Here is a 22,417-nt window from a genome sequence, read left to right on the forward strand (position 1 = left end):
TGAATACTCCTCAGGGTCACTTCTGCTCTGAGAGCTGGTGAGCCGGAACAGGCTGCTCTACGCCGCTGACCTCGGGGTGGTTGAGGTCAAAGGCAGGAGACTCGGAACGAATGCGCGGGATCGACGTGAAGTTGTGGCGCGGCGGCGGGCAAGACGTTGCCCACTCGAGCGAGCGGCCGTAGCCCCACGGATCGTTCACGGTGACCTTCGACGCACGGCGCGAGGTGATGTACACGTTCAGGAGGAACGGGATCATCGACGCACCGAGGATCATTGCACCGATCGTGGAGAGCTGGTTGCCCCACGTGATGCCATCAGCCGGCAGGTAGGTGTAGTAACGACGCGGCATGGCCATGACGCCCAGCCAGTGCTGCACGAGGAAGGTCATGTGGAAGCCGATGAAGAGCACCCAGAAGTGGATCTTGCCGAGACGCTCGTCGAGCATCTTGCCCGTCCACTTCGGCCACCAGAAGTAGAAGCCGGCGAACATTGCGAACACCACAGTGCCGAAGACAACGTAGTGGAAGTGCGCGATCACGAAGTACGTGTCGGACAGGTGGAAGTCGAGCGCCGGCGAAGCCAGGATGACACCGGTGAGGCCGCCGAAGACGAAGGTCACGAGGAAGCCAAGCGACCAGAGCATCGGGGTCTCGAAGGTGATCGAGCCGCGCCACATCGTTCCGAGCCAGTTGAAGATCTTCACGCCGGTCGGCACCGCGATCAGCATGGTCATCAGGGCGAAGAACGGCAGCAGCACGGAACCGGTGACGTACATGTGGTGTGCCCACACGGTCATCGAGAGCGCCGCAATCGCGATGGTTGCGTAGATCAGGGTCTTGTAGCCGAAGATCGGCTTACGGCTGAACACCGGGAAGATCTCGGAAACGATACCGAAGAACGGCAGAGCGATGACGTACACCTCAGGGTGTCCGAAGAACCAGAAGAGGTGCTGCCAGAGGATGGCTCCGCCCTCGCCACTGTAGATCTGTGCGCCGAAGATACGGTCGGCAGCGAGGCCGAACATTGCCGCCGCCAGGACGGGGAACACCAGCAGCACGAGGATCGAGGTGATCAGCGTGTTCCAGGTGAAGATCGACATACGCCACATGGTCATGCCCGGAGCGCGCATCGTGATGATCGTGGTGATGAAGTTGACGCCACCCATGATCGTGCCGAAGCCGCTGATACCGAGGCCCAGCACCCAGAGGTTGCCACCGATGCCCGGCGAGTAGGTCATGCTCGACAGCGGCGAGTAAGCGAACCAGCCGAAGGACGCAGCGCCCTGGGGGGTAAGGAAGCCACCGACCGCGATCAGCGAACCGAAGGTGTACAGCCAGAACGCGAAGGCGTTCAGTCGCGGGAACGCGACGTCGGGTGCACCGATCTGGAGCGGCATCATGACGTTTGCGAAGCCAGCGAACAGCGGCGTTGCAAACATCAGCAGCATGATCGTGCCATGCATGGTGAACAGCTGGTTGTACTGCTCCTTGGTCGCGATGACCTCGAGGCCGGGAGCAAAGAGCTGCGCGCGGATCACCAGGGCCATCAGGCCGCCGATGAGGAACCACACGAAGGAGCTGATCAGGTACATGTACCCGATCACCTTGTGGTCCGTGGACGTCAGCCACGAAACGATGACGTTGCCCTTCTTCATGTTTTTGCTATCCCTCATTACTCGTTCTGCGCCTTGGCGCCGTCACCATAGAAGGAATCCTGGTTCGGGTTCAGCTCAAGGGTGGCCTGGCCAGTGTTGCCTGCTTCGCGCAGCGATGCGATGTACGCGTCGTACTCGTCCTGCTCAACGACCTTCACTTCGAAGAGCATCATCGAGTGGTACTCACCACAGAGCTCGGCACACTTACCCATGAAGGTGCCGGTCTTGGTGGGCGTGAAGCTCATGTAGTTCGTCTGCCCCGGGATCATGTCCTTCTTGTAGAGGAACTCGACCACCCAGAAGGAGTGGATGACGTCACGCGTCTCGAGCTTGATCTCGGTGGTCTTGTCGACCGGGAGGTAGAGAACCGGCATGGTCTCTTCCTTCGCCGAGCCGTCGTCCTCGGTCTGCACCTGGACGCCCTGGAAGTAAACATCCTCGTCGACGTAGTTGAAGTCCCACGCCCAGCGCTTACCGATGACCTCGACCGTGTTCTCGGGGTTCTCGTAGCGAGCCTCGATGGAGCTCTGCTCCTGCGCGGTGAACGCGAAGAACCCAAGCACGAGGATCACGGGAACCACCGTGAAGAACGTCTCGATCGGCATGTTGTACCGAAGCTGTACCGGCAGCCCCGTCTGCCCCTTGCGGCGACGGTACGCGATCGTGGCCCAGATGATGAGGGCCCACGTGATCACACCGACGGCGAGCAGCACGATCCACGAAGTCACCCACAGCCCGGTGATCCCGTCCGTGTGGTTCGTGGCCCCTTCAGAGCCAGCGGGCAGGAAGCCACGCTGCTGCTCAGGGGTGCAGCCTGCGAGGAGCAGCGCTGCTGAGAGCGCCACGGGGGCCGCTACCCATTTCATTCGACGATTGGAACGCACCGCATACCTTTCGAAATGTTTCGTGCCGCCCAGAAAGCAGGCGAAGCTGATTACTCCCTGTTAGCTTAGCGCGAACCTGAGCGTTCCCCGAACCAACACCGGGTGTCGCGGAACTTCGGTTCGCGTTTTGGCTAGCTGAAGCTGTCTCCACAGGCGCAGCTGCCCTGTGCGTTGGGGTTGTCGATCGTGAAGCCCTGCTTCTGGATCGTGTCCTCAAAGTCAATCGTCGCACCGCTCAGGTACGGAACGCTCATCTGGTCAACGACAACCTCGACACCGTCGAAGTCAACAATCGCGTCGTTGTCGAGCTCCCGCTCGTCAAAGAAGAGCTGGTAGATCAGGCCCGAGCAGCCGCCCGGCTGCACGGCGATGCGGAGGCGAAGGTCGTCACGCCCCTCCTGTGAGAGCAGGCTACGCACCTTGTCCTGTGCGGCGGTGCTCAGTGCTACTCCGTGTGCGCTCTCGGATGCCGCTGCGGCGGTCTCGGGCGCGATGGTCTCAGTGCTCATTGAGTACTCCTCGCTCGGATAGTTCAGTTTGGCCCAGTCTACCTTCCCTGAGCCCGCAGGAAAGCCCCCGCCGAAGACGGTATTCTTGGGGACAGAGAACGTCCGCAGGGACGTGAGACACAGGGTGCGGAATGCCGCGCCAGATCGAGAGGACAGGCGTGTCAAAGAAGGACGCCGCGGCTGCGGCGGGCGCGAGCGCGCAGGAGACCCCGGACGAGCAGATCGGGAAAGGTCGGCCCACGCCGTCGCGAAAGCAGGCCGAGGCCGCCAACGCCCGCCCCATCGTGGGTTCCAAGGACAAGACGATGCAGAAGGAGCAGCGTCGCCAGCAGGCCGATGCGCGCGAACGCGCGCGTCTCGGCATGATGCAGGGCGATGAGCGCTACCTCACCGTGCGCGACCGCGGCCCTCAGCGCCGCTTCGTGCGCGACTACGTTGACGCACGATGGAACATCGGTGAGATGCTCATCCCAATGATGCTCGTTGTGCTCGTGATGACGTTTATCCCGGGCGTGGTGCAGGTCATCAGCCTGGTGGCGATCTGGGCGTTCGTCGCGCTCGCGATTCTGGACTCGGTGTTCGTCGGCATGAAGCTGAAGCGTCTGCTCGCCAACAAGTTCGGTGCGGACAAGGTACAGCCTGGCTACCGCTGGTACGCCGCGATGCGAGCCATGCAGTTCCGTCCGCTGCGCGTTCCGAAGCCGCAGGTGAAGCGCGGCAACTACCCGAGCTAAGCTCCCCGCACTACGACGAAGGGCTCGCGATCCAGCTGGATCGCGAGCCCTTCGTCGTTGCAGCGGGCGGCTGCTAGACCGCGGCGCTCCCCCGGTACCCCGCACGCGCCAGACCACGGTTGATGGCGCGTGCCCAGAGCGGCCCCTCGTAGATAAACGCGGTGAAGCCCTGCACCAGCGTCGCGCCGGCACGAAGTCGCTCATGAACGTCTTCGGCGGTCGTGACGCCGCCGACCGAGATCACGCAGAACTCGGGATCCGGAACGACCCCGCGAATCCGCTGCAGCACCTCGAGTGCGCGATCTTTCAGCGGGGCGCCCGAGAGCCCACCCGCGCCCATTGCATCGACCTCAGCCGCGTCGGCTTGCAGTCCCTCCCGCGAAATCGTCGTGTTGGTTGCGATGATGCCGTCGAGCCCGAGCCGCTGCGCAAGCTCAACGATTGCGTCGATCTGTTCGTCTGCCATGTCGGGCGCGATCTTCACGAGCAGGGGCGTGCCCGCCGCCGCATCGCGAACCGCCGCCAGCAGCGGTTCGAGGAGTTCGACTTCCTGCAGCCCGCGCAGGCCGGGCGTGTTCGGAGAGGAAACGTTGACCGCGAGGTAGTCCGCAATGGGCGCCAGACGCTCAGCACTCCACACGTAGTCTGCGGTCGCGTCAGCAACCTCGGTGATCCGGCTCTTGCCGATGTTCACGCCGATGACGGGGCGGTGGCGGCGCAGACGGGCCTGCTCGATGCGAGGAACCGCAGCTGCCGATCCACCGTTGTTGAAGCCCATTCGGTTGATCAGACCGCGGTCGCCCACGAGCCGGTACATGCGCGGCTTGGGGTTACCTGGCTGCGCGTGCTTCGTGAGCGTTCCCACCTCGACGTGACCGAAACCGATCTCGCCGAGGCCGATGATGCCATCAGCGTTCTTATCGAAGCCGGCCGCAAGGCCGAAGGGGCTTGGGAACTCGAGACCGAGCGCTCGCACCCGCAGTGCAGGATCCGGGGCGCAAAAGCGCCGCGCGATTCCGCCGAGCAGCGGCGTCGCCCGGATCACTCGGAACGCAAGGTGATGAGCCGTTTCAGGGTCCATCCGCCGCAGCACGGTCGAGAAAAGCAGCGGGTAGAGGCGCATACGGGGTTACTCCTGAGGTGCAGCGGTTGTGGAATCGGCGGCGCTGGGCTGCGCACGCAGCTCGGCGATGGCCGCATCGAAGTCGGCAAGGGAATCGAAGGCCTGGTAGACGCTCGCGAAACGGAGGTACGCGACCGTATCGAGCTTGCGCAGGTGCGGCAGAATAGCGAGCCCAATCTCGTTGGCGTCGAACTGCGCGATGCCGCTCGAGCGCACTGACTCCTCCACCTGCTGCGCAAGGACCGCGAGATCGGCCTCGGTCACCGGGCGGCCCTGGCAGGCCTTGCGCACACCGCTCATGACCTTCTCGCGGCTGAACGGTTCGACAACGCCTGAGCGCTTGATCACGGTAAGGCTCGCGGTCTCTGTGGTCGTGAAGCGGCGCCCGCACTCGGGGCACTGACGACGACGACGGATCGAGAGGCCATCGTCGGCGGTTCGTGAGTCAATGACTCGCGAGTCGGGGTGGCGACAAAATGGACAGTGCATCTACTTGCCCTCCTCAAATCGAGCGCTGACAGCCTCGCCGTGAGCGGGGAGCCCCTCGGCCCCGGCGAGCGCGAGCAGCGGGCCCTCCGTCGCCGCGAGCGCGGCACGGTCATAGCTGATGATCTGTTGCGGGCGCAGGAACGTGTGCGCCCCCAGTCCCGCGGCGAAACGCGCAGTTCCCCCGGTCGGCAGTACGTGGTTCGATCCCGCGAGATAGTCACCGAGACTGACCGGCGTGTAGCTGCCCACGAAGATCGCTCCGGCGTCGGTGATGCCCGAGAGCACGTGTTCGTCGTCTCGGGTTTGGATCTCAAGGTGTTCGGGCCCGTACGCATTGCTCACGCGGACCGCGGTCCCAAGGTCATCGACGAGGATCACGGCTGACTGCGGGCCCGCGAGTGCGACGGCCACGCGCTCGGCGTGGCGGGTGAGCGGCGCGCGCGCCTGGACCTCACGCTGCACGCGCTCGGCGAAATCCGCGGAGTCGGTCACGAGAACCGACGCCGCCGCCTCATCGTGCTCGGCCTGGCTGATCAGGTCAGCTGCCACGAAGCGCGGGTCTGCTGAGTCGTCGGCGATCACGAGAATTTCGGTGGTGCCGGCCTCCGAGTCGATCCCAACGAGCCCACTCACCACTCGCTTCGCCGCGGCAACAAAGACGTTGCCAGGACCGGTGACCACGTCAACCGGGTCGAGGCCGATTTCGGGCACCCCGTGCGCGAATGCGGCGATCGCCCCGGCTCCGCCAATCGCGTAGACCTCGTCAATGCCGCAGAGGGCGGCCGCCCAGAGCACCGCCTGGTGCGGCAGACCGGCGTTGTCGGACTGCGCGGGCGAGGCGAGCGCGAGACCGGGCACCCCTGCGGTTTGCGCGGAAACGGCGTTCATGATCACCGAGGACGGGTACGCGGCCTTCCCACCAGGAGCGTAGAGCCCGACCCGGGAGACGGGCTGCCAGCGCTGGCGAATCACCGCGCCGTCGCCGATCTGCGTGGTCTGCGGGGCCGGCACCTGCGCGGCGGATCCCAATCGAAGCCGCGCAATGAGCTCTTCGAGTGCCGCGCGCACATCTGCCGGGCAATCACTCAGCGATCCGCTAATGGCGTCAACGGGGACGCGGAGCGCATGCCCCTCCACACCGTCGAAGTCGCGAGCCTGCTCGCGCAGCGCCGCCTCGCCTCGCTCAGCGACCGCGGCAACGAGCGGACGCACACGCTCGACTGCCACCTCCGCACCCATCGCGGCGCGGGGCACCAGTTTCAGCAGCTCGCTCCGAGAGAGCTGCTGCCCCCGGAGATCAGTCATACGCATCACGCGTCCAGTCTACCCGGGCAGAGAAGTGTTGCCGCGCGGCCCCACAGCCCCTCATTCCGCGCGCTTCACCAGCCGCGCGCGTCTGACAGGATGGACACGGACCACGCAGGAGGCGCGCACGATGACAGCACTGACGGGCGCCCTGACGCTCGCACTCATTCTCGCGGGGTCAGCCGCACAACGCATGGCGGGCCTGGGCTTCGCTCTGTTGGTCGCGCCCTTTATGACCCTGGTGCTCGGCGCGCACGAGGGCGTGCTCCTCGTGAACCTGCTCGGCGTGCTCTCGAGCGTGCTGATTCTGCCGCGAGTGTGGCGGAGCATTGACTGGTCCATGTTCCGCTGGCTCGGCAGCTTCGCCGTGATCGGCGCAGTGCTCGGCGCCTGGCTCGGGCAGCGCTTCTCCCCCGCCGTCATGTCCGTGACCGTTGGGGCGATTGTGATCGTGGCGCTCGGCGCATCGCTCGTGCTGCAGAATGCCCGCTTCACGACTGAGCCTCGTGGGCCGCGCGCCGCGGCGGGCTTCATCTCTGGCCTCACGAATGCGCTCGCGGGCGTGGGCGGCCCGGCGGTGAGCGCTTACGCCGTGTTGACGCGGTGGCCGCAAACCACGTTCGCCGCGACACTGCAGCCCTACTTCATCCTGGTCGGCGCGACCTCCGCAACATCAAAGTTGCTCATGGACCCGTCGGGGATCCCCGAGGCCGCCTGGTGGTTCTGGGGCCTCGTCGTGATGACGGTGCTGTGCGGGATCGCGGCCGGCGAGCGACTGCTCCGCGTCGTGACGCCAACACAGGTGCGACGCTTCGTGATTCTCCTCGCGTTTGTCGGCGCAGGTGCGTCGCTGGTCCGCGGCATGTGGGACCTCCTCGGCTAAGCCTCGGGGAACTGCGCCTCGGTCGAGTTCGCCGGCGCAGGTGTCAGCATGCCCAGCCAGGCAAGCTCGCGTGCGCCGCTGACGATCGCCTCGCTCGCGGCGGCCGCATCAACTTCGAGCAGCTGAGCAAGGGCGTCGGCGATCTGCCCCATGGTGAGGTCGCCGTCGCTCGCTCCCACCGCGGCAGCAAGCAGCGGATCGGCGGTGACGCGCCGGGCGATGGGCCGGTCGGTGACCAACGTGATCGCGTGGGGTGCTTCAGCGCCCGGCGTGTGGATCCGTTCGTCGCTCACCGCGTCAGAGACGAGCCAGCGCGTTGCCAGCACCTCGGCGTCGCTCATGCGCGCGGCGATGCTCCCCGCGGTGAACGCGTCCTCGAGCTGCGCACCGAGCCCAACGCTTGCAAGCGCACCGGTCGCCTGTTCAACGTGCACGAGCGGTTCGCTCATACTTCCGGGCAGCCCGCGCCGGACCCGGATCGCCCCGAGTCCGATCGAGACGATGCGCCGCACGGCGAAGTCGTCGAGCCAGGCCGCGAGCAGCGCATCGAACTCGACGCTGCCCGGTCGGGCACCCCCGTCGCGAGCCCAGGTCTCGGCGTACTGCATGGGATCAACCCGATCCCGCTCGATCACCCACGCCGACAGCTCGGCAATGCCCGCCCCGGCGATCCAGTCAGACACACGGTGCAGTCCGTTCCCGCCCCACGGGGTCTCCCAGTTCGCGAGGCACAACAGCGTACCGCCGGGCAGAAGGTGCGCAGGGCCCCCGGTCACGACCGCCTCAGCGAGGGCGTCACCGACGAGACCGCCATCGCGATACTCGTACACGGGACCATCACCGGTGCGGGGAGTAATCACAAAGGGCGGGTTCGAGAGGATCAGATCGAACTGCTCACCGGCGACGGGCTCGAACAGGCTTCCCGCTCGGAACTCAATCGCTCCCCCGAGCCCGTTCAACTCTGCGTTTGCGCGAGCAAGCATGAGCGCGCGCTCCGAGATATCGGTCGCCACCACGTGCCCACCGCGCTGCGCGAGGTGGAGGGCGACGATGCCGCACCCTGTGCCGAGATCAAGGGAGCGGTCCACCCGTCCGCCGGGTGCCTGCGCGATGAGCGAGCGGGTCGCGCCGCCCACCCCCATCACGTGGTCAGGTCGAGCGGGCCCCCGCCGCAACTGGTCATCAAGGTCGGAGAGGATCCACCAGACGAGCGGCTCCTCCGCTGCACTGTCCACGACCGCAACAGGATTCAGCGAGAGGGCCGCCGCGTAGTGCTGCACGTCGGCGTAGGCGGGATACTGCCCAGGTACAGCATCGCCGCGCACGCCGCCCGGGGCCTCGGCCTCGATCAAGCCGAGCTCTCGCGCGCCGGCCGCGCCCAGTTCCGGCAGCGCGGCATCGATCTCGTGCTGCGCGACCGCCTCGCCCAGCAGAAACAGGCTGATGAGTGTGCTGCGTGCGCTCGTCGGGCGCTCTGCCAGGGCACGGCGTCCGGGCGCAAACACACCGCGCTGCCGCGCTCCATCCGCGGGCTCGCCCAGCAGCGCGGTCACTGAGGCTGGGCTGAAATCGGCAGCAGCGAGGTCGGCGCGGAGGCGGGAGAGCAGTGCGGAGTCCATCCCTCTAGGGTAGGCCCCGCCCGCTGCTCCCGCGTCCGGCCGCGCGTGCTCGGGAGCGCTAGTACGCCAGGGTGAACCGAGCGCGTCGATGCTCAGGCGTCTCGATCTCGTCTACCACGCCGACACCGAAGTCGGCGCCAGAGATCGCCGACTCGCCGGCGGCATCGGTGAGAAGCACGTCGCCGCCGACACGGTACTCCCCCGTGTACTCGCCGGCGGCCCAGGGGCCAAACGAGCCGGCCGGGCTCACGTAGAACCAGTCGAGGCTCTCGGGTGTGACCCGCAGATCATCGAGTACCCCGCCCATCTCCGCGGCTTCGGGCTTGATCTCGTCCGGGAAGCCCGGGCCGTTCATGACCAGGTCGCCGCCCTCGCTCTGCAAGAGCGATCCGGCGCCGCCCACCACGCCGAGGCGCACGCCTGCTGCGTCAGCCTCCGCCGCGAGCTGGGCGATCGCGGGGCGCAGAGCTCCGGCCATGTCGCCTCGCGGCGATGCCGCAACCACTACCACGTCCGCTGCAGCCAGAATTCGCGCGCGATCCGCCGGATCAAGGAGTGAACCCTGCGTGTATTTCACGCCGGCGAGCTGCTGCGCCACTTCCCCACGGCTGACGCTCGTCACATCGAAGCCACGCACCGCCGCGGCCTCCGCGATGTGCGCGCCCGCGTAGCCGCTGCCGCCGATGATCGTCACTCTGGTCATGCCGATGTCCCTTCGTCGATGCTGGTCGCGAGGATCGCGGCCCCTCCCGGAAAACCGGGCTGAGGCTCACCCTATTCCCCGTGGCCATGCCAGCGCCGGAATATCAGGCGAGCGGGCGATCATCGGCGGTCACGGGGCTCGGCAGCACCGTGCTGCCGGTGAGGAAGCGGTCCACTGCCGCCGCCGCCGCTCGCCCCTCCGCGATCGCCCACACGATGAGCGACTGCCCGCGCCCGGCATCACCGGCGACGAACACGCCGGGATATTCGGTTGCGTACTCGCTCGTGCGGGCGAAGCCACCCCGCTCATCGCGCGGCAGGGCGAACGCCGCATCCGAGATCTCCTCGGGGCCCGAGAACCCCATTGCGATCAGCACCAGGTCGGCCGGGATCACGTGTTCGGTCCCCGGGATCGGCTCGCGCCCGCGCTCGGTGAAGCCGGTCTCCGCAACACGCAGACCACGCACTGCAGCGAGAGCCGGGGCATCCGCTGACTCATCACTCAGAAACTCGACCGTCGACGCCAGGTAACGCCGTTCGCCGCCCTCCTCGTGCGAGCTGCTCACTTCAAAAAGCGTGGGGTGCGTGGGCCAGGGCTGCGCCTCGCTCCGCTCTCCCCCTGGCCGACGGCCGATTGCCAGGCTCGTAACCGACCGCGCACCCTGCCGATGCGCGGTGCCCACGCAGTCAGCGCCCGTGTCGCCGCCGCCAATCACCACGACATGCTTCCCGGCCGCGTCGAACGGGCTCACATCAATCGCCCCGCGCTGCACGCGGTTCGCCGCGCTGAGGAATGCCATCGCGGGGAGCACTCCAGCAAGGTCGCGGCCGGGAACAGGAAGTTCACGGGGCACCGTCGACCCCGTGGCGACAACGACTGCGTCGAACCGGCGGCGGAGCTCTCCCCAACTCATATCGCGCCCGATCTCAATGCCGCAGCGGAACCGGGTGCCCTCCGCCTTCAGCTGCTCGATCCTCCGCGAGACCAGCGCTTTCTCGAGCTTGAAATCCGGGATCCCAATGCTCAGGAGCCCACCGGGCACCTCATCTCGTTCGTAGACCGCGACCGTGTGTCCCGCCCGCGTCAGCTGCTGCGCTGCGGCGAGCCCGGCGGGCCCAGACCCCACCACCGCGACCGTCTTGCCCGTGAGTCGCGCCGGCGGCTGCGGCTGCACCCAGCCCTGCGCAAACGCCTCATCGATGATGTTGTTCTCGATCTGCTTGATCGTCACCGCGGGTTGCGAGATGCCGAGCACACACGCGGATTCGCAGGGTGCCGGGCACGCTCGGCCCGTGAACTCCGGGAAATTGTTCGTCGCGTGCAACCGCTCGATCGCTTCATGCCCGCGCCCGCGATGCACCAGGTCGTTCCACTCGGGAATCAAGTTGCCGAGCGGGCAGCCCTGATGGCAGAAAGCGACCCCACAGTCCATGCAGCGTGAGGCCTGGCGTGCCACCAGCGTGGGATCAGCCGGGTCCACCACCTCTCGCCAATCGCGCAGCCGAATGGCCACCGGTCGCTTCTCGGTGAGCTCGCGCTCACGCACCTGCAAAAAACCGTGCGGATCAGCCATGGCTCGCCTCCAAAATTTCGCTCCACATACGCTCGTCATCGGCTTCGATCCCGCTCGATGCCACTCGCTCACGAATCTCGAGCACGCGAGCATAGCCGCGTGGGATCACCCGCGTGAATCGGGCAAGCGTGCTTTCCGGCTCGCGTTCGAAGGCGCTCAGTAGCTCCGCAGCCCGCGCAGAGTCGGTCGCCGTGAGGTGTCCACGCAGCAGCTCCTCGATCCGCGCGCGCAGGTCTTCCCGGTCGCGCTCGCTCGCCAGCTCGGCTGCGCCAGGCGATGCCGCGCCGCCGAGCCGCTGCAGCAGGAGCGACCCCGAGGCAAGCTCTGCCGCGTTCACGTGCGCGGGGTCGAGGTCGAGCACCACAGCTTCGCCGCCCGACATGCCCGCGCCCAGGTTTCGCCCGGTAGGGCCGAGGATCAGCGCGAAGCCCCCGGTGAAGTACTCGAGGGCGTGGTCGCCCGTGCCCTCAACAACGGCGGTGGCACCCGAGCCGCGGACGAGGAATCGTTCGCCCACAACGCCCGCGATCCACATCGAACCACTCGTCGCGCCGTAGCCGATCACGTTCCCGGCAATCACGTTGTCCGCAGCCCCGTTTTCCGCAACCACGTTGTCGGGAGCCTCGGTTCTCGTCGGCGCGTGCCCCGTGGGCCGCGGCGGCCGAATGGCGATCTCGCCGCCCGAAAGCCCCTTCCCGACATAGTCGTTCGCATCGCCGGTGAGTGTGAGCGAGATTCCGGCGGGCAGGAAAGCGCCGAGCGACTGCCCGGCCGAGCCACTCAGGCTGAGCGACACCGTGCCGCGGGGCAGGCCGGCGGAACCGTATCGCTTGGTCACCTCGTGCCCGAGGCCCGTTCCCACAGCCCGATCAATGTTGCGCACTGTGCGGACGAGTGCCACCGGCGTGCCGTCACGCAGCGCGGGATCCGCCTCGGCAATGACGGACGCGTCGAAGTGCGCGGCGAGCTCATGGTCCTGCGCGCGGCCATGCCGGCGCGGCGCCTCACGCGGGAACTCGGGCCCGCGCAGCACGGGGCTCAGATCAAGGCCCGACGCCTTCCAGTGCGCGATCGCCGCATCGACGTCAAGCGCGGCGGTGTCCCCCACGGCCTCCGCAAGGGTGCGGTAGCCGAGGGATGCGAGAATCTCGCGCACTTCCTCAGCGATGAATCGGAAGAAGTTGATCACGTGCTCGGCCTGCCCAGTAAACCGCTCACGGAGCTCCGGATTCTGCGTCGCGACGCCGACGGGGCAGGTGTCGAGGTGGCACACGCGCATCATGATGCAGCCCGACACCACGAGCGGCGCGGTGGCAAAGCCGAACTCCTCCGCGCCTAGCAGCGCTGCGATCACCACGTCGCGCCCGGTCTTGAGCTGGCCGTCAGCCTGCACGACGACCCGCTCGCGCAGCCCGTTCAGCATGAGGGTCTGTTGCGCCTCGGCAAGCCCGAGCTCCCACGGCGAGCCCGCGTGCTTCAGCGAGTTCATCGGACTTGCCCCGGTACCCCCGTCATGACCCGAGATGAGGATCACGTCAGAGAGCGCCTTCGCGACGCCCGCGGCGACGGGGCCGATCCCACTCTGCGAAACAAGTTTCGTGCTGATGCGCGCCGCGGGGTTCGCTCGCTTCAGGTCGAAAATGAGCTGCTTGAGATCCTCAATCGAGTAGATGTCGTGATGTGGCGGCGGGGAGATGAGCCCCACACCCGGAGTCGAGTGCCGGGTCCGCGCAATCCACGGGTACATCTTGCCGGGCGGCAACTGGCCGCCCTCGCCGGGCTTCGCCCCCTGTGCGAGCTTGATCTGGATCTCTTCGGCGTGCGTGAGGTAGAGGCTCGTCACCCCGAAGCGGCCCGACGCGACCTGTTTGATCGCGCTGCGTCGCTCGGGATCGAGAAGCCGCTCTTCGCTCTCGCCGCCCTCTCCGGTATTGGATTTACCGCCGAGCCTGTTCATCGCGATCGCGAGCGTCTCGTGGGCCTCGGGCGAGATGGAGCCGTAGCTCATCGCGCCTGTCGCGAAGCGCGTCACAATCGCACTGACCGGCTCGACTTCCGCGAGCGGCACGGGCGCACGGCACGGCGCGAAGCGGAACAGCCCGCGCAGCGTCATGAGGCGCTCAGCCTGCGTGTTCACCCGCGCCGTGTACTCAGCGAAGATCTCTCGCCGCCCGGTGCGCGTGGCGTGCTGCAGCTTGTAGATCGTCTGCGGGTCGAACAGATGCGGCTCCTCCCCACGCCGCCAGCGGTACTCTCCTCCGGTCGTCAGTCGCTCGTGGGCGAGCGGTGCCGAGTCGTCGGGGTAGGCGGCGCGGTGCCGCGCGGCAACCTCGGCTGCAAGTACGTCCAGCCCCACTCCGCCCAGGCGCGTTGTGGTGCCCGTGAAGAATCGGTCGACGAGCTGCTGCGAGAGGCCGAGCGCCTCAAAGGTCTGTGCCCCGCAGTATGAGGCGACCGTGGAGATCCCCATCTTGCTCATCACCTTGAGCATGCCCTTGCCGAGCGCAGTGATGAAGCGTGCAATCGCCTCGCCCTCAGTGACTCCGGTGATGGAGCCGTCGCGCACGAGCAGCCCCACCGTCTCCATCGCGAGATACGGGTTGACCGCTGCCGCCCCGTAGCCAATCAGCGCTGCGACGTGGTGCACTTCGCGGACGTCACCCGACTCCGCGATGAGCGCCACGCGCATGCGCTGGCCCTCGCGAATGAGGTGGTGGTGCACCGCAGAGACCGCGAGCAGCGAGGGCACGGGAGCGAGATCCTTGTTCGAGTCGCGATCCGAGATGATGAGAAACTCTGCGCCCGCTGCAATCGCCGCGCTCGCCTCCCAGCACATCGCCTCGAGCCGGTCCGCGAGCCCGCGCGCCTCGTGGTCCACGGGGTAGAGCCCGCGGATAGTCACCGCTCGCTCACGTTCGGGATCGTCGCCGAAGTGCTGGATCCGGGCGAGCGCATCATTGTCGATCACCGGGAAGTCGAGCACCACCTGCCGGGCGTGCCCCGCGGACTGCGTGAGCAGATTCTCTTGCGGTCCCATGCCGGCACGCAGGCTCGTCACGAGTTCCTCGCGCAGCGCGTCGAGCGGCGGATTGGTCACCTGCGCGAACTGCTGCACGAAGTAGTCGTGGAGGTGGCGCGGGCGGTCGGAGAGCGCGGCGATCGGCGTGTCCGTACCCATGGCCGCGAGCGGCTCCACCCCGTCCCGCGCCATTGGCGTCAGCACCAGGCGAAGCTCCTCCTCCGTGTACCCGAAGGTGCGCTGGCGGCGCGTGATCGACGCAGGCGGATGCACCAGGTGCTCGCGTTCGGGCTGCTCAGACAGCCGGATGCGCCCCTCATCGAGCCACGCTCCCCACGGAGCCGCGGCAGCGAGCTCGGCCTTGACCTCAGTGTCTTCTCGGATCGCTCCGGTATCGAGCTGCACCGCGAGCATGCGCCCGGGCCGAAGCCGCCCCCGGTGCGCCACCCGTTCGGGCGCCACATCGAGCACCCCGGTCTCGCTTGCGATCACGAGCAAACCGTCGGTTGTGATGAGCGTGCGCCCGGGGCGCAGCCCGTTCCGGTCAAGCAGTGCGACGAGCTCAGTTCCGTCCGTGGCGATCATGGCCGCCGGCCCGTCCCACGGCTCCATGAGGAGGGAGTGGTATTCCAAGAAGTCGACGAGCTCCGGGGCGAGCCCGGTCTCAGACTCCCACGCCTCTGGCACCATCATCGCAAGTGCGTGCGGCAGTGAGCGCCCGGCCATTACGAGGAGCTCGAGCACCTCGTCGAAGCTCGCGGAGTCGCTGCCGCCCGGCGTGCAGATCGGCAGGAGCTGCCGCACATCACCGAGGACGTCGCTCTCCAGCTGAGCTTCGCGCGCCCGCATCCAGTTTCGGTTGCCCCGCACCGTGTTGATCTCGCCGTTGTGCGCAACCAGCCGAAGCGGCTGCGCAAGGTGCCAGGACGGAAACGTGTTCGTCGAGTAACGCGAGTGCACGATCGCGAAGCGTGATGCAAAGCGCGCGTCGCTGAGCTCGGGGTAGAACGCGGGCAGCTGCAGGGTCGTGACCATCCCCTTGTAGACGATGGTGCGCGCGGAGAGCGACGCGAGGTAGCAGCCGGTCTCGTGTTGAATGCGCTTCCGCACCCGGAAAGCGAGGCGCTCGAGTCGCGTCGTGTCGAGCACCGCACCCCCGGCGGGTGTGAGCACGAGCTGCTCGATGGTGGGCGCCGCAGCGCGTGCCGAGGCGCCGAGGGCCTCTGGCCGCACCGACACCGCACGCCACGCGAGAACGGCGAGGCCCTCTTCTGCGGCGATTGCGCCGATCCGAAACTTCACGGCCTGACGCTCGGTGGAGGTCTGCGGCAGAAAGGCGAGTCCGGTTGCGTAGCTCCCCTGCTCCGGTAGCCGCAGCTGCGGGTGCTCCTCGCGCAGAACGTCGCTGAGGAAGTCGTGCGGGATGTCGCTGAGGATCCCGGCGCCATCGCCCGTGCCCGCATCCGATCCCACTGCGCCACGATGCTCCAGGTTTTCGAGTGCCTCGAGTGCCAGCTCGATGATCTCGTGACGAGCCTCTCCCGTGAGCGAGATGACCGAGGCGAGCCCGCAGGCGTCGCGCTCATCGGCGGGGTCATAGAGTCCCGTGGCGGGCGGGTATCCGGTGCCGGAGGGTGCGCTCATCTGAGACCTTTCATCTAGCGGGGTCTCGAATCTAGCACCGCTTTCTTCGGCAAATTCACCACTCCAGCGCAGCTTCTTTTGCACATTCGGAGAAAGGTGCAGAATTCCCGCACATCGTGCGGCCGCGCGCAAGATGAGCCGCACAGCAGAAGTGCCCGTAACACGACCGAAACACAATCGTTTCCAGAGTGAAACCGCGCACCCGGGAGACACAAAAACGCCGGAGTTCGATAGTCACAACGCAGCACTTCTGCGTCTCAACTATCGAACTCCGGCGTTGACGCGGATGGGGCCTCACCCATCCGTTCCCATCAGATTGGGATCGAAATTAGCCTCCGAAGCTCGCCGTGTCACCCACGAGTCGGGTGTGGTCGGCGGGCACCGGCTCGACCGCGGCGAGAGCCACCTCGGCCGCGAACTCGGCGACGTTGTAGAGACGCCCGGCCTGCTCGCGGCGCTCCTCGATCGCACCGGGGTTCAGTCGGTTGAGCAGCGTCGCGGTGACCGTGCCCTCAATCATGTCGCCCGACACGACGACGAACTCGATGCCGCGCTCGGCGAGCTCGGGGATCCGCTCGCGGAGTGCGTCTTCTCCGGCACGCTTCGACTCTGCGACCGGCACGTACTCCGGCATGGTGGGCGTCGTGCGGATGAAGTGCGCCTGGTGGCTCGTCACGAACACCACACGCCCGCCCTCGGACATGAGCGGCAGCGCCGCGTCAAGCACCGCGAGCTGCGCATCGCGGTTGAGCAGGAGGGCGTAGTCCTCGGCCATGCCACTCTCCATGCCGCCCGAAGCGTTCAGCACGAGAATGTCGAGGCCACCGAACTCCTCCTTGATCGCCGCCATCATGCCGGCAAGCGACTCGGGATCGGTCAGATCAGCGCCCTGCACGAGCGCGCGGACACCGAGCTCCCGCAGCTGCGCGGCGAGCTTCTCGGCGCGCGGGGCCTTGTTGCGGAAGTTCACCACCACGTCGGCGCCAGCCTCTGCGAAGTACCGAACCGTGTCGGCACCCACGCCTCGGGACGATCCGGTGACGAGTGCGCGGCGACCGGACAGGGTGCCCGGCTCAAGAATCTGGGTCACAAGTGCTCCTCAAATTGACGATGTGAACCCCTCAAGGGTAGTGGAGTACCCCTCAAGTGTTGGCATGGGGTTTCGGCGCACAGCCCAAACGAGTAGGCTGCGAAACACAGCAGGGGTGCGAGTCCAGGGCGTGCCCCGCATGCGAGGAGGTCCCACAATGGCCGATCGAACACTTCGCGGCACACGAATCGGTGCCACGAGCTTGCAGGGCGAAGAGGGCGTCGAGCTCTCCCCGCGCCGCTCCGTTGAATACCTCACTGATCGCGGGAATCGGTTCACCGTCCTGTTCGATGCCGACGCAGAGCCGCCAGCGGAATGGACTGATCAGCGCAGCGGCGAGCTGGGCTTTCTGGACGACGAGGCCGGCCGAACGGCGCGCGCTGAGTTCGAGGAGAAGGAGTCGTCGCAGCGCACGCCCTGGGACATGCTGATCGAGCGCCGCTCGCGGGAAGAACTCGAGGAACTGCTCGAAGAGCGGCTTCAGCTCCTGCGCGCGCGGCGCGGCTCGTAGCCCGCCCAGGCGCCCAGCACGAGGCCAGCGCCGCCGAGCAGCATCCAGACCCCCGCGATCGTCGCGCCCCAACGCAGTGCGGGCGTTTCGCCTGTGACGAGCGGCACTTGGGCGACGAGCGCACCCGAGGTGTGCGCGACGAGCGCATCGAGGTCCTGCCCATTGGGTGCAACAACCGCGCTCGTTCCCACCGTTGAGATGTTCACGAGCGCGCGGCCGGTTTCAATGGCGCGCAGACGAGCGATCGCGAGCTGCTGCACGCTCTCGTCGGTGCGCCCAAAGTCGGCGTTGTTCGTGGGGGCAAGGATTACTTCCGCGCCGCCGCGCACGAGGTCTTCGGCATGCTCATCGAACGTGATGTCGAAGCAGATCGCCAACCCCACGCGAACCGCACGCGAGGTGGTCTCAATATCGAAGGCGGCCGGTCGCTGCCCGAACGCGTACTCGAGCTGCACGAGGTCAACGAGATCGGGCGCGAGCGCGTGGAAGAACTCACGGTTGGGCATGTACTCCGCGAACGGTACGGGGTATCGCTTGTCATAGCGTTGCCCTGCGGCCCCATCGGGGCCCCACACGATCGCACTATTCGTGTAGCTCCCGTCCGGGTCCTGCAGAATCGAGCCCGCGACGATCGGCGCGCCGGCGCGCTTTGCGAGCTTCGCGACCTCCATTCCACGCAGGGGCGTGCCCGGAAGGTTGAACTCCGCACTGTTCTCGGGCCACACAATCAAATCAACTGACTCGCCCGCGGCCTCGAGCTCATCGAGCAGGCGCTCAGTCGCGGTCACGTGGTCGCGGTAGACGTCCCCCGACTCACGGTCGTCGAAGATGCCCGACTTCGAGTTCCCCTGCACGCCAGCAACGCGGAGCGTGCCAGTCTCGGCGAGCGGGGCTGCGGGGATCACCGCCAGGCCGAGGAGCAACACCGCAGCGGCGAGCAGCGAGATCGTCCGCACACCGCGTCTTCTCGCGAGCGTCGCGTGCACCTCCCCCGAGAGGAAGAACGCCGCCACACCAAGCGCGGCCGCAGCGACCAGCGCACCACTCAGCCCCGCAAACCCAAGCCACGACACCGACTCGGCAAATACCCCGCTTGCCTGCGTGTGCGCAACTCTGCCCCAGGCGAAACCGCCGTACGGCCACACCCCTTGCACGCCCTCGCGCGCAATCCAGAGCCCCGAGACCGTGAGCACCTGCGCCGCGATCAGCGCACCGCTGCGTTCCCGAAGCCACGGCACGCGAGGCAGCCCCGCAGTCGCCGCACCGGCTACAGCGCCGAAGAGTGCGTGCCACGCAGTCATCACCCCGCTCAGCCCGGCCCAGGGCACGGGCCCCAGGTACAGGGTGAGCCAGGAGATGTGCGGCCCCCAGAACGCGAATCCCATCACGGCACCAACAAGTGCACCGCGCCACGCGCGCTGCTGCCAGATACCGGCAAGCATCAGCGCCACGGCGGGGATCGCGAGCGGCCAGAGGCCCAGCCCGGGGCCAGCAGCGTCCAGGAGCAGCCCGCCCGCGGCCCCCGCAGGCAGCGCGATCCAGAGCGGCAGACGGCGGCGAGTTGGCTGCGTGTCTTCACCAGCGGTCATGACGTGCTCGAGGCCTCCACAATGCCTCGGCGAACACCACGCTTCGCGGCGCGCGCGAGCTGTGCCAGTTCGCCCAGGCGATCCTCATCGAGCCCCACACGCACCGCTGTCTCGCACGCCTGCGCCACCTGGTCGAGCAGATCAATCGTCTGCTTCGCCCAGCGCACAAAGTCACCCGCACCAATGCCGCCTTCGTCAAGCACGCGCTCAATCGGACGACCGGAGGCCCAAGCGTGCATGGTGCCCGCAAGTCCTGCGTGCGGCATCTCGCTACGCGGCAGCCGCAGCCGTTCCGACAAATCGTCGAGTTCTACCCAGATGTCGAGCACCCGGTCAAGCGCGGTCGAGAAGTGCGCCCCGCCCGGCAGCCGCGGCGATCCCTCGTCGTCGCGACGCGGCTCATAGCTGAGCACGCAGCACATCGCTGCGAGTGCGGCGGCGTCGAGGCCACGGAACGCGTCACGCCGCAGGCACTCGGCGACGAGCAGGTCGCGGTCCCCGTAGATGCGGCGCAGGAGTTCGCCGGGCAGCGTGACCTGCGGTTCCCCGGAGACGCGCTCCAGGTACCCCAGGCTGAGCAGCAGCTCCACGACGCGGTCAAAGGTACGCGCGATCGTGCCGGTGCGCGCGGTGACCTGGCGCCGACCGCGCTCAATCTTGCGGCGCAGTTTTCGCGCCCGGTCTTCCCAACGTTTCCTGTCGGATCCCTGCGCCCGCTGTACCGCGGCGTCGTAGCCCGCGAGCGAATCCTGCGCCGCTCGCAGCTCACGTGCCTGCTCGACGACCTCCCGGTCAGCCTGGAACTGGGCGAAGGAGAGCTCGAGCATCTCGCGCACCTTCTCTTCGTCCATGCGCTGCAGCAGGTTGACCGCCATGTTGGGCGTGGGCCGGAAGCTTGATTTGACCGGGAAAGAGCGTGCGCCGGCGAGGTGTGCCAGTTCCTCCAGTTCGACGCTGTCACTCCACACCACAACGGCGTGGCCCTCGACATCGATGCCGCGGCGCCCGGCACGGCCGGTGAGCTGCGTGTACTCGCCCGACGTGAGCGGCACGCGCTGCTCACCATTGAACTTGTCGAGCCGCTCGATCGCTACCGCCCGCGCGGGCATATTGATTCCCAGGGCGAGGGTCTCGGTCGCGAACACGACCTTCAAGAGTCGGCGCTGGAACAGCCGCTCCACGACCGACTTGAACGCGGGAAGGAGGCCGGCATGGTGCGCGGCGACGCCACGCTCAAGCCCAGCGAGCCACTCGCGCACGCCAAGCACGCGGCGCTCCTCCTCGCTCATGTCTCGAACCTCTGCGCGCGCGATCCGTCTGATCTCGTCTCGCTCCTCACGCGTGGTGAGCGTGATTCCTTCGAAGAGGCACTGCCGCACCGCTTGGTCGCAACCGTTCCTACTGAAGATAAACACGATTGCGGGGAGCAACTCGGTCTGGTCGAGCGCACGCACGATGTCTGCCCGCGACACGCGTCGCGTGCGACGCTGCGGAGGACGCCCCCGATCCCGACCGCCGCGTCCCCGCGAACGGCCGCCCTCGAGCATGCGGAGCTCGGGGTTCACCCTGCCCCGCGCAGCAAGCTCGCCGTCGCGGCCGACGTAGAGCGGCAACAGCTCCTTGGAGGTGAGCACGTGCTGGTAGAGCGGCACCGGACGGTGCTCCGAGAGAATCACGTCGGTGTCACCGCGCACGGCGTGCATCCAGTCGCCGAACTCTTCAGCGTTCGACACGGTCGCCGAGAGCGCCACGAGTCGCACGGGCCGCGGCAGATGGAGAATGATCTCCTCCCACACCGCGCCACGGAAGCGATCGCCAAGGTAGTGCACCTCGTCAAGCACCACAAACGCGAGGTCGGCGAGCGCGTCCGACTCCGCGTAGATCATGTTTCGCAGCACCTCGGTGGTCATCACCACGATCGGCGCGTCACCCCGGATGTTGAGGTCTCCCGTGAGGAGACCGACCTCTTCCTCGCCGTACTCCTCGCACAGCTCACGGAACTTCTGATTCGAGAGTGCCTTAATGGGTGCGGTGTAGAAGATGCGCGCGTCGCGTTCGCGCCGCGCAAGGTACACGGCGAACTCGGCCACGGTGGTCTTGCCGGACCCGGTGGGCGCGGCAACGAGCACGCTGCGGCCCTCCTCCAGCCGCTCGCACGCGGTCACCTGGAAGGCGTCGAGCGGGTAGTCGAGGCGGCTCGCGAAGAACTCGAGCGCGGTCTCACTCACTTCGTGTCCCCGGCGATATCGACGTCCACGTCTTCGGTGACGTCGATACCGTACTCCTCAAACTCTGCCTTCTTACGTTTGTCGACACGTTTATCGTGCAGGATCGCGATTCCCGCAGCACCGAAGTAGAGCAGGATCATCGGCACCGCGAGCAGGAACATGCTCATGATGTCTGCGGCAGGCGTGGTGATCGCGGCGAACAGGACGATGAGCAGGATCGCAACGCGCCAGCTCTTCAGGATCGACGCACCGCGAACCACGCCGATGAAGTTGAGCATGACGAGCAGCGCCGGGAGCACAAAGCCGACGCCGACGGCGAGGAGGAGCTTGATCGCAAAGTCGAGATACTTGCGCGCGTCAAGGAAGAACGCATCCTCGGGAGGCTGGAAGCTCGCCATGAGGCGCACGATGTTCGGAAGCACCAGCCAGCCTGCAAAGGCGCCGCCCAGGAAGAGCGGCACAGCCGCGGCGAGGAAGCCGACACCGTACAGCTTCTCGCGCCGTGTGAGCCCCGGAGCGAGGAACGCCCACACCTGATAGAGCCACACGGGCGAGGCGATCAGCACGGCGATGAACAGCGAGATCTGCACCTTCGTGTCGAACGCACCGGTGATGTCGCCGTACGCGATCGTGGCCTCGCGGCCCTGCTCCCCGAGCTGCGCGATCGGCATACGCAGCACATCCCAGACCCAGGGCGAGAGCAGCCAGCCCGCGACAAGCGCGACCGCAATCGCGATCGCCGCGATCATGAGCCGCTTTCGCAGTTCAACGAGGTGAGCGCCGAGGCTCATCTTGCCTTCTGGGTTGCGCTTCTTTCGCGGCTCTCGTGCCATTCGCTCAGTGTATCCCAGGTCGGTGCG

The 22,417-nt window shown here is 67.0% G+C and carries 17 protein-coding genes; 3 read left to right on the plus strand and 14 right to left on the minus strand.

The window, feature by feature from the left end; genetic code table 11:
* Positions 1-16 precede the first annotated feature (16 nt).
* The 3 genes from ctaD to ACR81A_RS08285 all read right to left on the minus strand — a co-directional run bounded on the left by ctaD (position 17) and on the right by ACR81A_RS08285 (position 3,047).
* Positions 17-1,654 (minus strand): aa3-type cytochrome oxidase subunit I, encoded by a 1,638-nt coding sequence (gene ctaD / locus ACR81A_RS08275; RefSeq protein WP_237462846.1) that lies wholly within the window; start codon positions 1,652-1,654, stop codon positions 17-19.
* A 17-nt stretch (positions 1,655-1,671) separates the two neighbouring features.
* Positions 1,672-2,520: an aa3-type cytochrome oxidase subunit II gene (gene ctaC, locus ACR81A_RS08280; RefSeq protein WP_202382823.1), complete on the minus strand. Its 849-nt coding sequence runs from the start codon at positions 2,518-2,520 to the stop codon at positions 1,672-1,674.
* A gap of 149 nt (positions 2,521-2,669) precedes the next feature.
* Positions 2,670-3,047 carry a HesB/IscA family protein gene (locus ACR81A_RS08285; RefSeq protein ID WP_202382824.1) on the minus strand — a complete coding sequence of 126 codons (378 nt, stop codon included), beginning with the start codon at positions 3,045-3,047 and terminating at the stop codon, positions 2,670-2,672.
* A gap of 158 nt (positions 3,048-3,205) precedes the next feature.
* Between ACR81A_RS08285 and ACR81A_RS08290 the strand changes: the two genes are divergently transcribed.
* On the plus strand, positions 3,206-3,781 hold the full coding sequence (locus ACR81A_RS08290; RefSeq protein WP_202382825.1) for a DUF3043 domain-containing protein: 576 nt from the start codon (positions 3,206-3,208) through the stop codon (positions 3,779-3,781).
* Positions 3,782-3,854: 73 nt separating this feature from the next.
* Here ACR81A_RS08290 and ACR81A_RS08295 read toward each other — a convergent pair whose 3' ends face one another.
* From ACR81A_RS08295 to hisD, 3 genes are read right to left on the minus strand one after another with little or no spacing between them, the layout of a single operon-like run.
* Positions 3,855-4,904 carry a quinone-dependent dihydroorotate dehydrogenase gene (locus ACR81A_RS08295; protein ID WP_440311570.1) on the minus strand — a complete coding sequence of 350 codons (1,050 nt, stop codon included), beginning with the start codon at positions 4,902-4,904 and terminating at the stop codon, positions 3,855-3,857.
* A gap of 6 nt (positions 4,905-4,910) precedes the next feature.
* Positions 4,911-5,393: a transcriptional regulator NrdR gene (gene nrdR, locus ACR81A_RS08300; RefSeq protein WP_440311571.1), complete on the minus strand. Its 483-nt coding sequence runs from the start codon at positions 5,391-5,393 to the stop codon at positions 4,911-4,913.
* Positions 5,394-6,704 carry a histidinol dehydrogenase gene (gene hisD, locus ACR81A_RS08305; RefSeq protein ID WP_440311572.1) on the minus strand — a complete coding sequence of 437 codons (1,311 nt, stop codon included), beginning with the start codon at positions 6,702-6,704 and terminating at the stop codon, positions 5,394-5,396.
* Between the two features lie 124 nt (positions 6,705-6,828).
* Between hisD and ACR81A_RS08310 the strand changes: the two genes are divergently transcribed.
* Positions 6,829-7,581, plus strand: a complete 753-nt coding sequence (locus ACR81A_RS08310) for a sulfite exporter TauE/SafE family protein (protein ID WP_440311573.1) — start codon at positions 6,829-6,831, stop codon at positions 7,579-7,581.
* Here the strand turns inward: ACR81A_RS08310 and ACR81A_RS08315 are convergent.
* From ACR81A_RS08315 to ACR81A_RS08335, 5 genes are all read right to left on the minus strand, one after another.
* Positions 7,578-9,200 (minus strand): class I SAM-dependent methyltransferase, encoded by a 1,623-nt coding sequence (locus tag ACR81A_RS08315; RefSeq protein ID WP_440311574.1) that lies wholly within the window; start codon positions 9,198-9,200, stop codon positions 7,578-7,580. The genes ACR81A_RS08310 and ACR81A_RS08315 overlap by 4 nt on opposite strands.
* A gap of 58 nt (positions 9,201-9,258) precedes the next feature.
* Positions 9,259-9,903, minus strand: a complete 645-nt coding sequence (locus ACR81A_RS08320) for an NAD(P)-dependent oxidoreductase (RefSeq protein WP_202382830.1) — start codon at positions 9,901-9,903, stop codon at positions 9,259-9,261.
* A 103-nt stretch (positions 9,904-10,006) separates the two neighbouring features.
* Positions 10,007-11,476 (minus strand): glutamate synthase subunit beta, encoded by a 1,470-nt coding sequence (locus ACR81A_RS08325; protein ID WP_202382831.1) that lies wholly within the window; start codon positions 11,474-11,476, stop codon positions 10,007-10,009.
* Entirely contained in the window at positions 11,469-16,139 is a 4,671-nt protein-coding gene (gene gltB, locus ACR81A_RS08330; protein ID WP_440311575.1) for a glutamate synthase large subunit, read from the minus strand. Before gltB ends, ACR81A_RS08325 begins: the two co-directional genes overlap by 8 nt.
* A 328-nt stretch (positions 16,140-16,467) precedes the next feature.
* The gene (locus tag ACR81A_RS08335) at positions 16,468-17,229 is read right to left on the minus strand and encodes an SDR family oxidoreductase (RefSeq protein ID WP_202382833.1); all 762 of its coding nucleotides are present in this window, start codon (positions 17,227-17,229) and stop codon (positions 16,468-16,470) included.
* A 157-nt stretch (positions 17,230-17,386) separates the two neighbouring features.
* On the opposite strand from ACR81A_RS08335, the gene ACR81A_RS08340 reads away from it, so the two are divergent.
* Entirely contained in the window at positions 17,387-17,740 is a 354-nt protein-coding gene (locus ACR81A_RS08340; protein ID WP_202382834.1) for an RNA polymerase-binding protein RbpA, read from the plus strand.
* Here ACR81A_RS08340 and lnt read toward each other — a convergent pair.
* From lnt to tatC, 3 genes are read right to left on the minus strand one after another with little or no spacing between them, the layout of a single operon-like run.
* On the minus strand, positions 17,710-19,329 hold the full coding sequence (gene lnt / locus ACR81A_RS08345) for an apolipoprotein N-acyltransferase (protein WP_202382835.1): 1,620 nt from the start codon (positions 19,327-19,329) through the stop codon (positions 17,710-17,712). The genes ACR81A_RS08340 and lnt overlap by 31 nt on opposite strands.
* The gene (locus ACR81A_RS08350) at positions 19,326-21,557 is read right to left on the minus strand and encodes a DEAD/DEAH box helicase (RefSeq protein WP_202382836.1); all 2,232 of its coding nucleotides are present in this window, start codon (positions 21,555-21,557) and stop codon (positions 19,326-19,328) included. Before ACR81A_RS08350 ends, lnt begins: the two co-directional genes overlap by 4 nt.
* Positions 21,554-22,390 (minus strand): twin-arginine translocase subunit TatC, encoded by an 837-nt coding sequence (gene tatC / locus ACR81A_RS08355; RefSeq protein WP_202382837.1) that lies wholly within the window; start codon positions 22,388-22,390, stop codon positions 21,554-21,556. Before tatC ends, ACR81A_RS08350 begins: the two co-directional genes overlap by 4 nt.
* Between the last annotated feature and the right edge of the window lie 27 nt (positions 22,391-22,417).

Origin of the sequence: Leucobacter chromiireducens, from assembly GCF_051993095.1 — a bacterium.
Classification (GTDB): Bacteria; Actinomycetota; Actinomycetes; order Actinomycetales; family Microbacteriaceae; genus Leucobacter; species Leucobacter chromiireducens.

What these genes read in the sequence shown, in the direction of transcription:
- ctaD (WP_237462846.1), bottom strand. Translation starts at nt 1,654, where the DNA reads ATGAAGAAGGGCAACGTCATCGTTTCGTGGCTGACGTCCACGGACCAC.
- ctaC (WP_202382823.1), bottom strand. Translation starts at nt 2,520, where the DNA reads ATGAAATGGGTAGCGGCCCCCGTGGCGCTCTCAGCAGCGCTGCTCCTC.
- ACR81A_RS08285 (WP_202382824.1), bottom strand. Translation starts at nt 3,047, where the DNA reads ATGAGCACTGAGACCATCGCGCCCGAGACCGCCGCAGCGGCATCCGAG.
- ACR81A_RS08295 (WP_440311570.1), bottom strand. Translation starts at nt 4,904, where the DNA reads ATGCGCCTCTACCCGCTGCTTTTCTCGACCGTGCTGCGGCGGATGGAC.
- nrdR (WP_440311571.1), bottom strand. Translation starts at nt 5,393, where the DNA reads ATGCACTGTCCATTTTGTCGCCACCCCGACTCGCGAGTCATTGACTCA.
- hisD (WP_440311572.1), bottom strand. Translation starts at nt 6,704, where the DNA reads ATGCGTATGACTGATCTCCGGGGGCAGCAGCTCTCTCGGAGCGAGCTG.
- ACR81A_RS08310 (WP_440311573.1), top strand. Translation starts at nt 6,829, where the DNA reads ATGACAGCACTGACGGGCGCCCTGACGCTCGCACTCATTCTCGCGGGG.
- ACR81A_RS08315 (WP_440311574.1), bottom strand. Translation starts at nt 9,200, where the DNA reads ATGGACTCCGCACTGCTCTCCCGCCTCCGCGCCGACCTCGCTGCTGCC.
- ACR81A_RS08320 (WP_202382830.1), bottom strand. Translation starts at nt 9,903, where the DNA reads ATGACCAGAGTGACGATCATCGGCGGCAGCGGCTACGCGGGCGCGCAC.
- ACR81A_RS08325 (WP_202382831.1), bottom strand. Translation starts at nt 11,476, where the DNA reads ATGGCTGATCCGCACGGTTTTTTGCAGGTGCGTGAGCGCGAGCTCACC.
- gltB (WP_440311575.1), bottom strand. Translation starts at nt 16,139, where the DNA reads ATGAGCGCACCCTCCGGCACCGGATACCCGCCCGCCACGGGACTCTAT.
- ACR81A_RS08340 (WP_202382834.1), top strand. Translation starts at nt 17,387, where the DNA reads ATGGCCGATCGAACACTTCGCGGCACACGAATCGGTGCCACGAGCTTG.
- lnt (WP_202382835.1), bottom strand. Translation starts at nt 19,329, where the DNA reads ATGACCGCTGGTGAAGACACGCAGCCAACTCGCCGCCGTCTGCCGCTC.
- tatC (WP_202382837.1), bottom strand. Translation starts at nt 22,390, where the DNA reads ATGGCACGAGAGCCGCGAAAGAAGCGCAACCCAGAAGGCAAGATGAGC.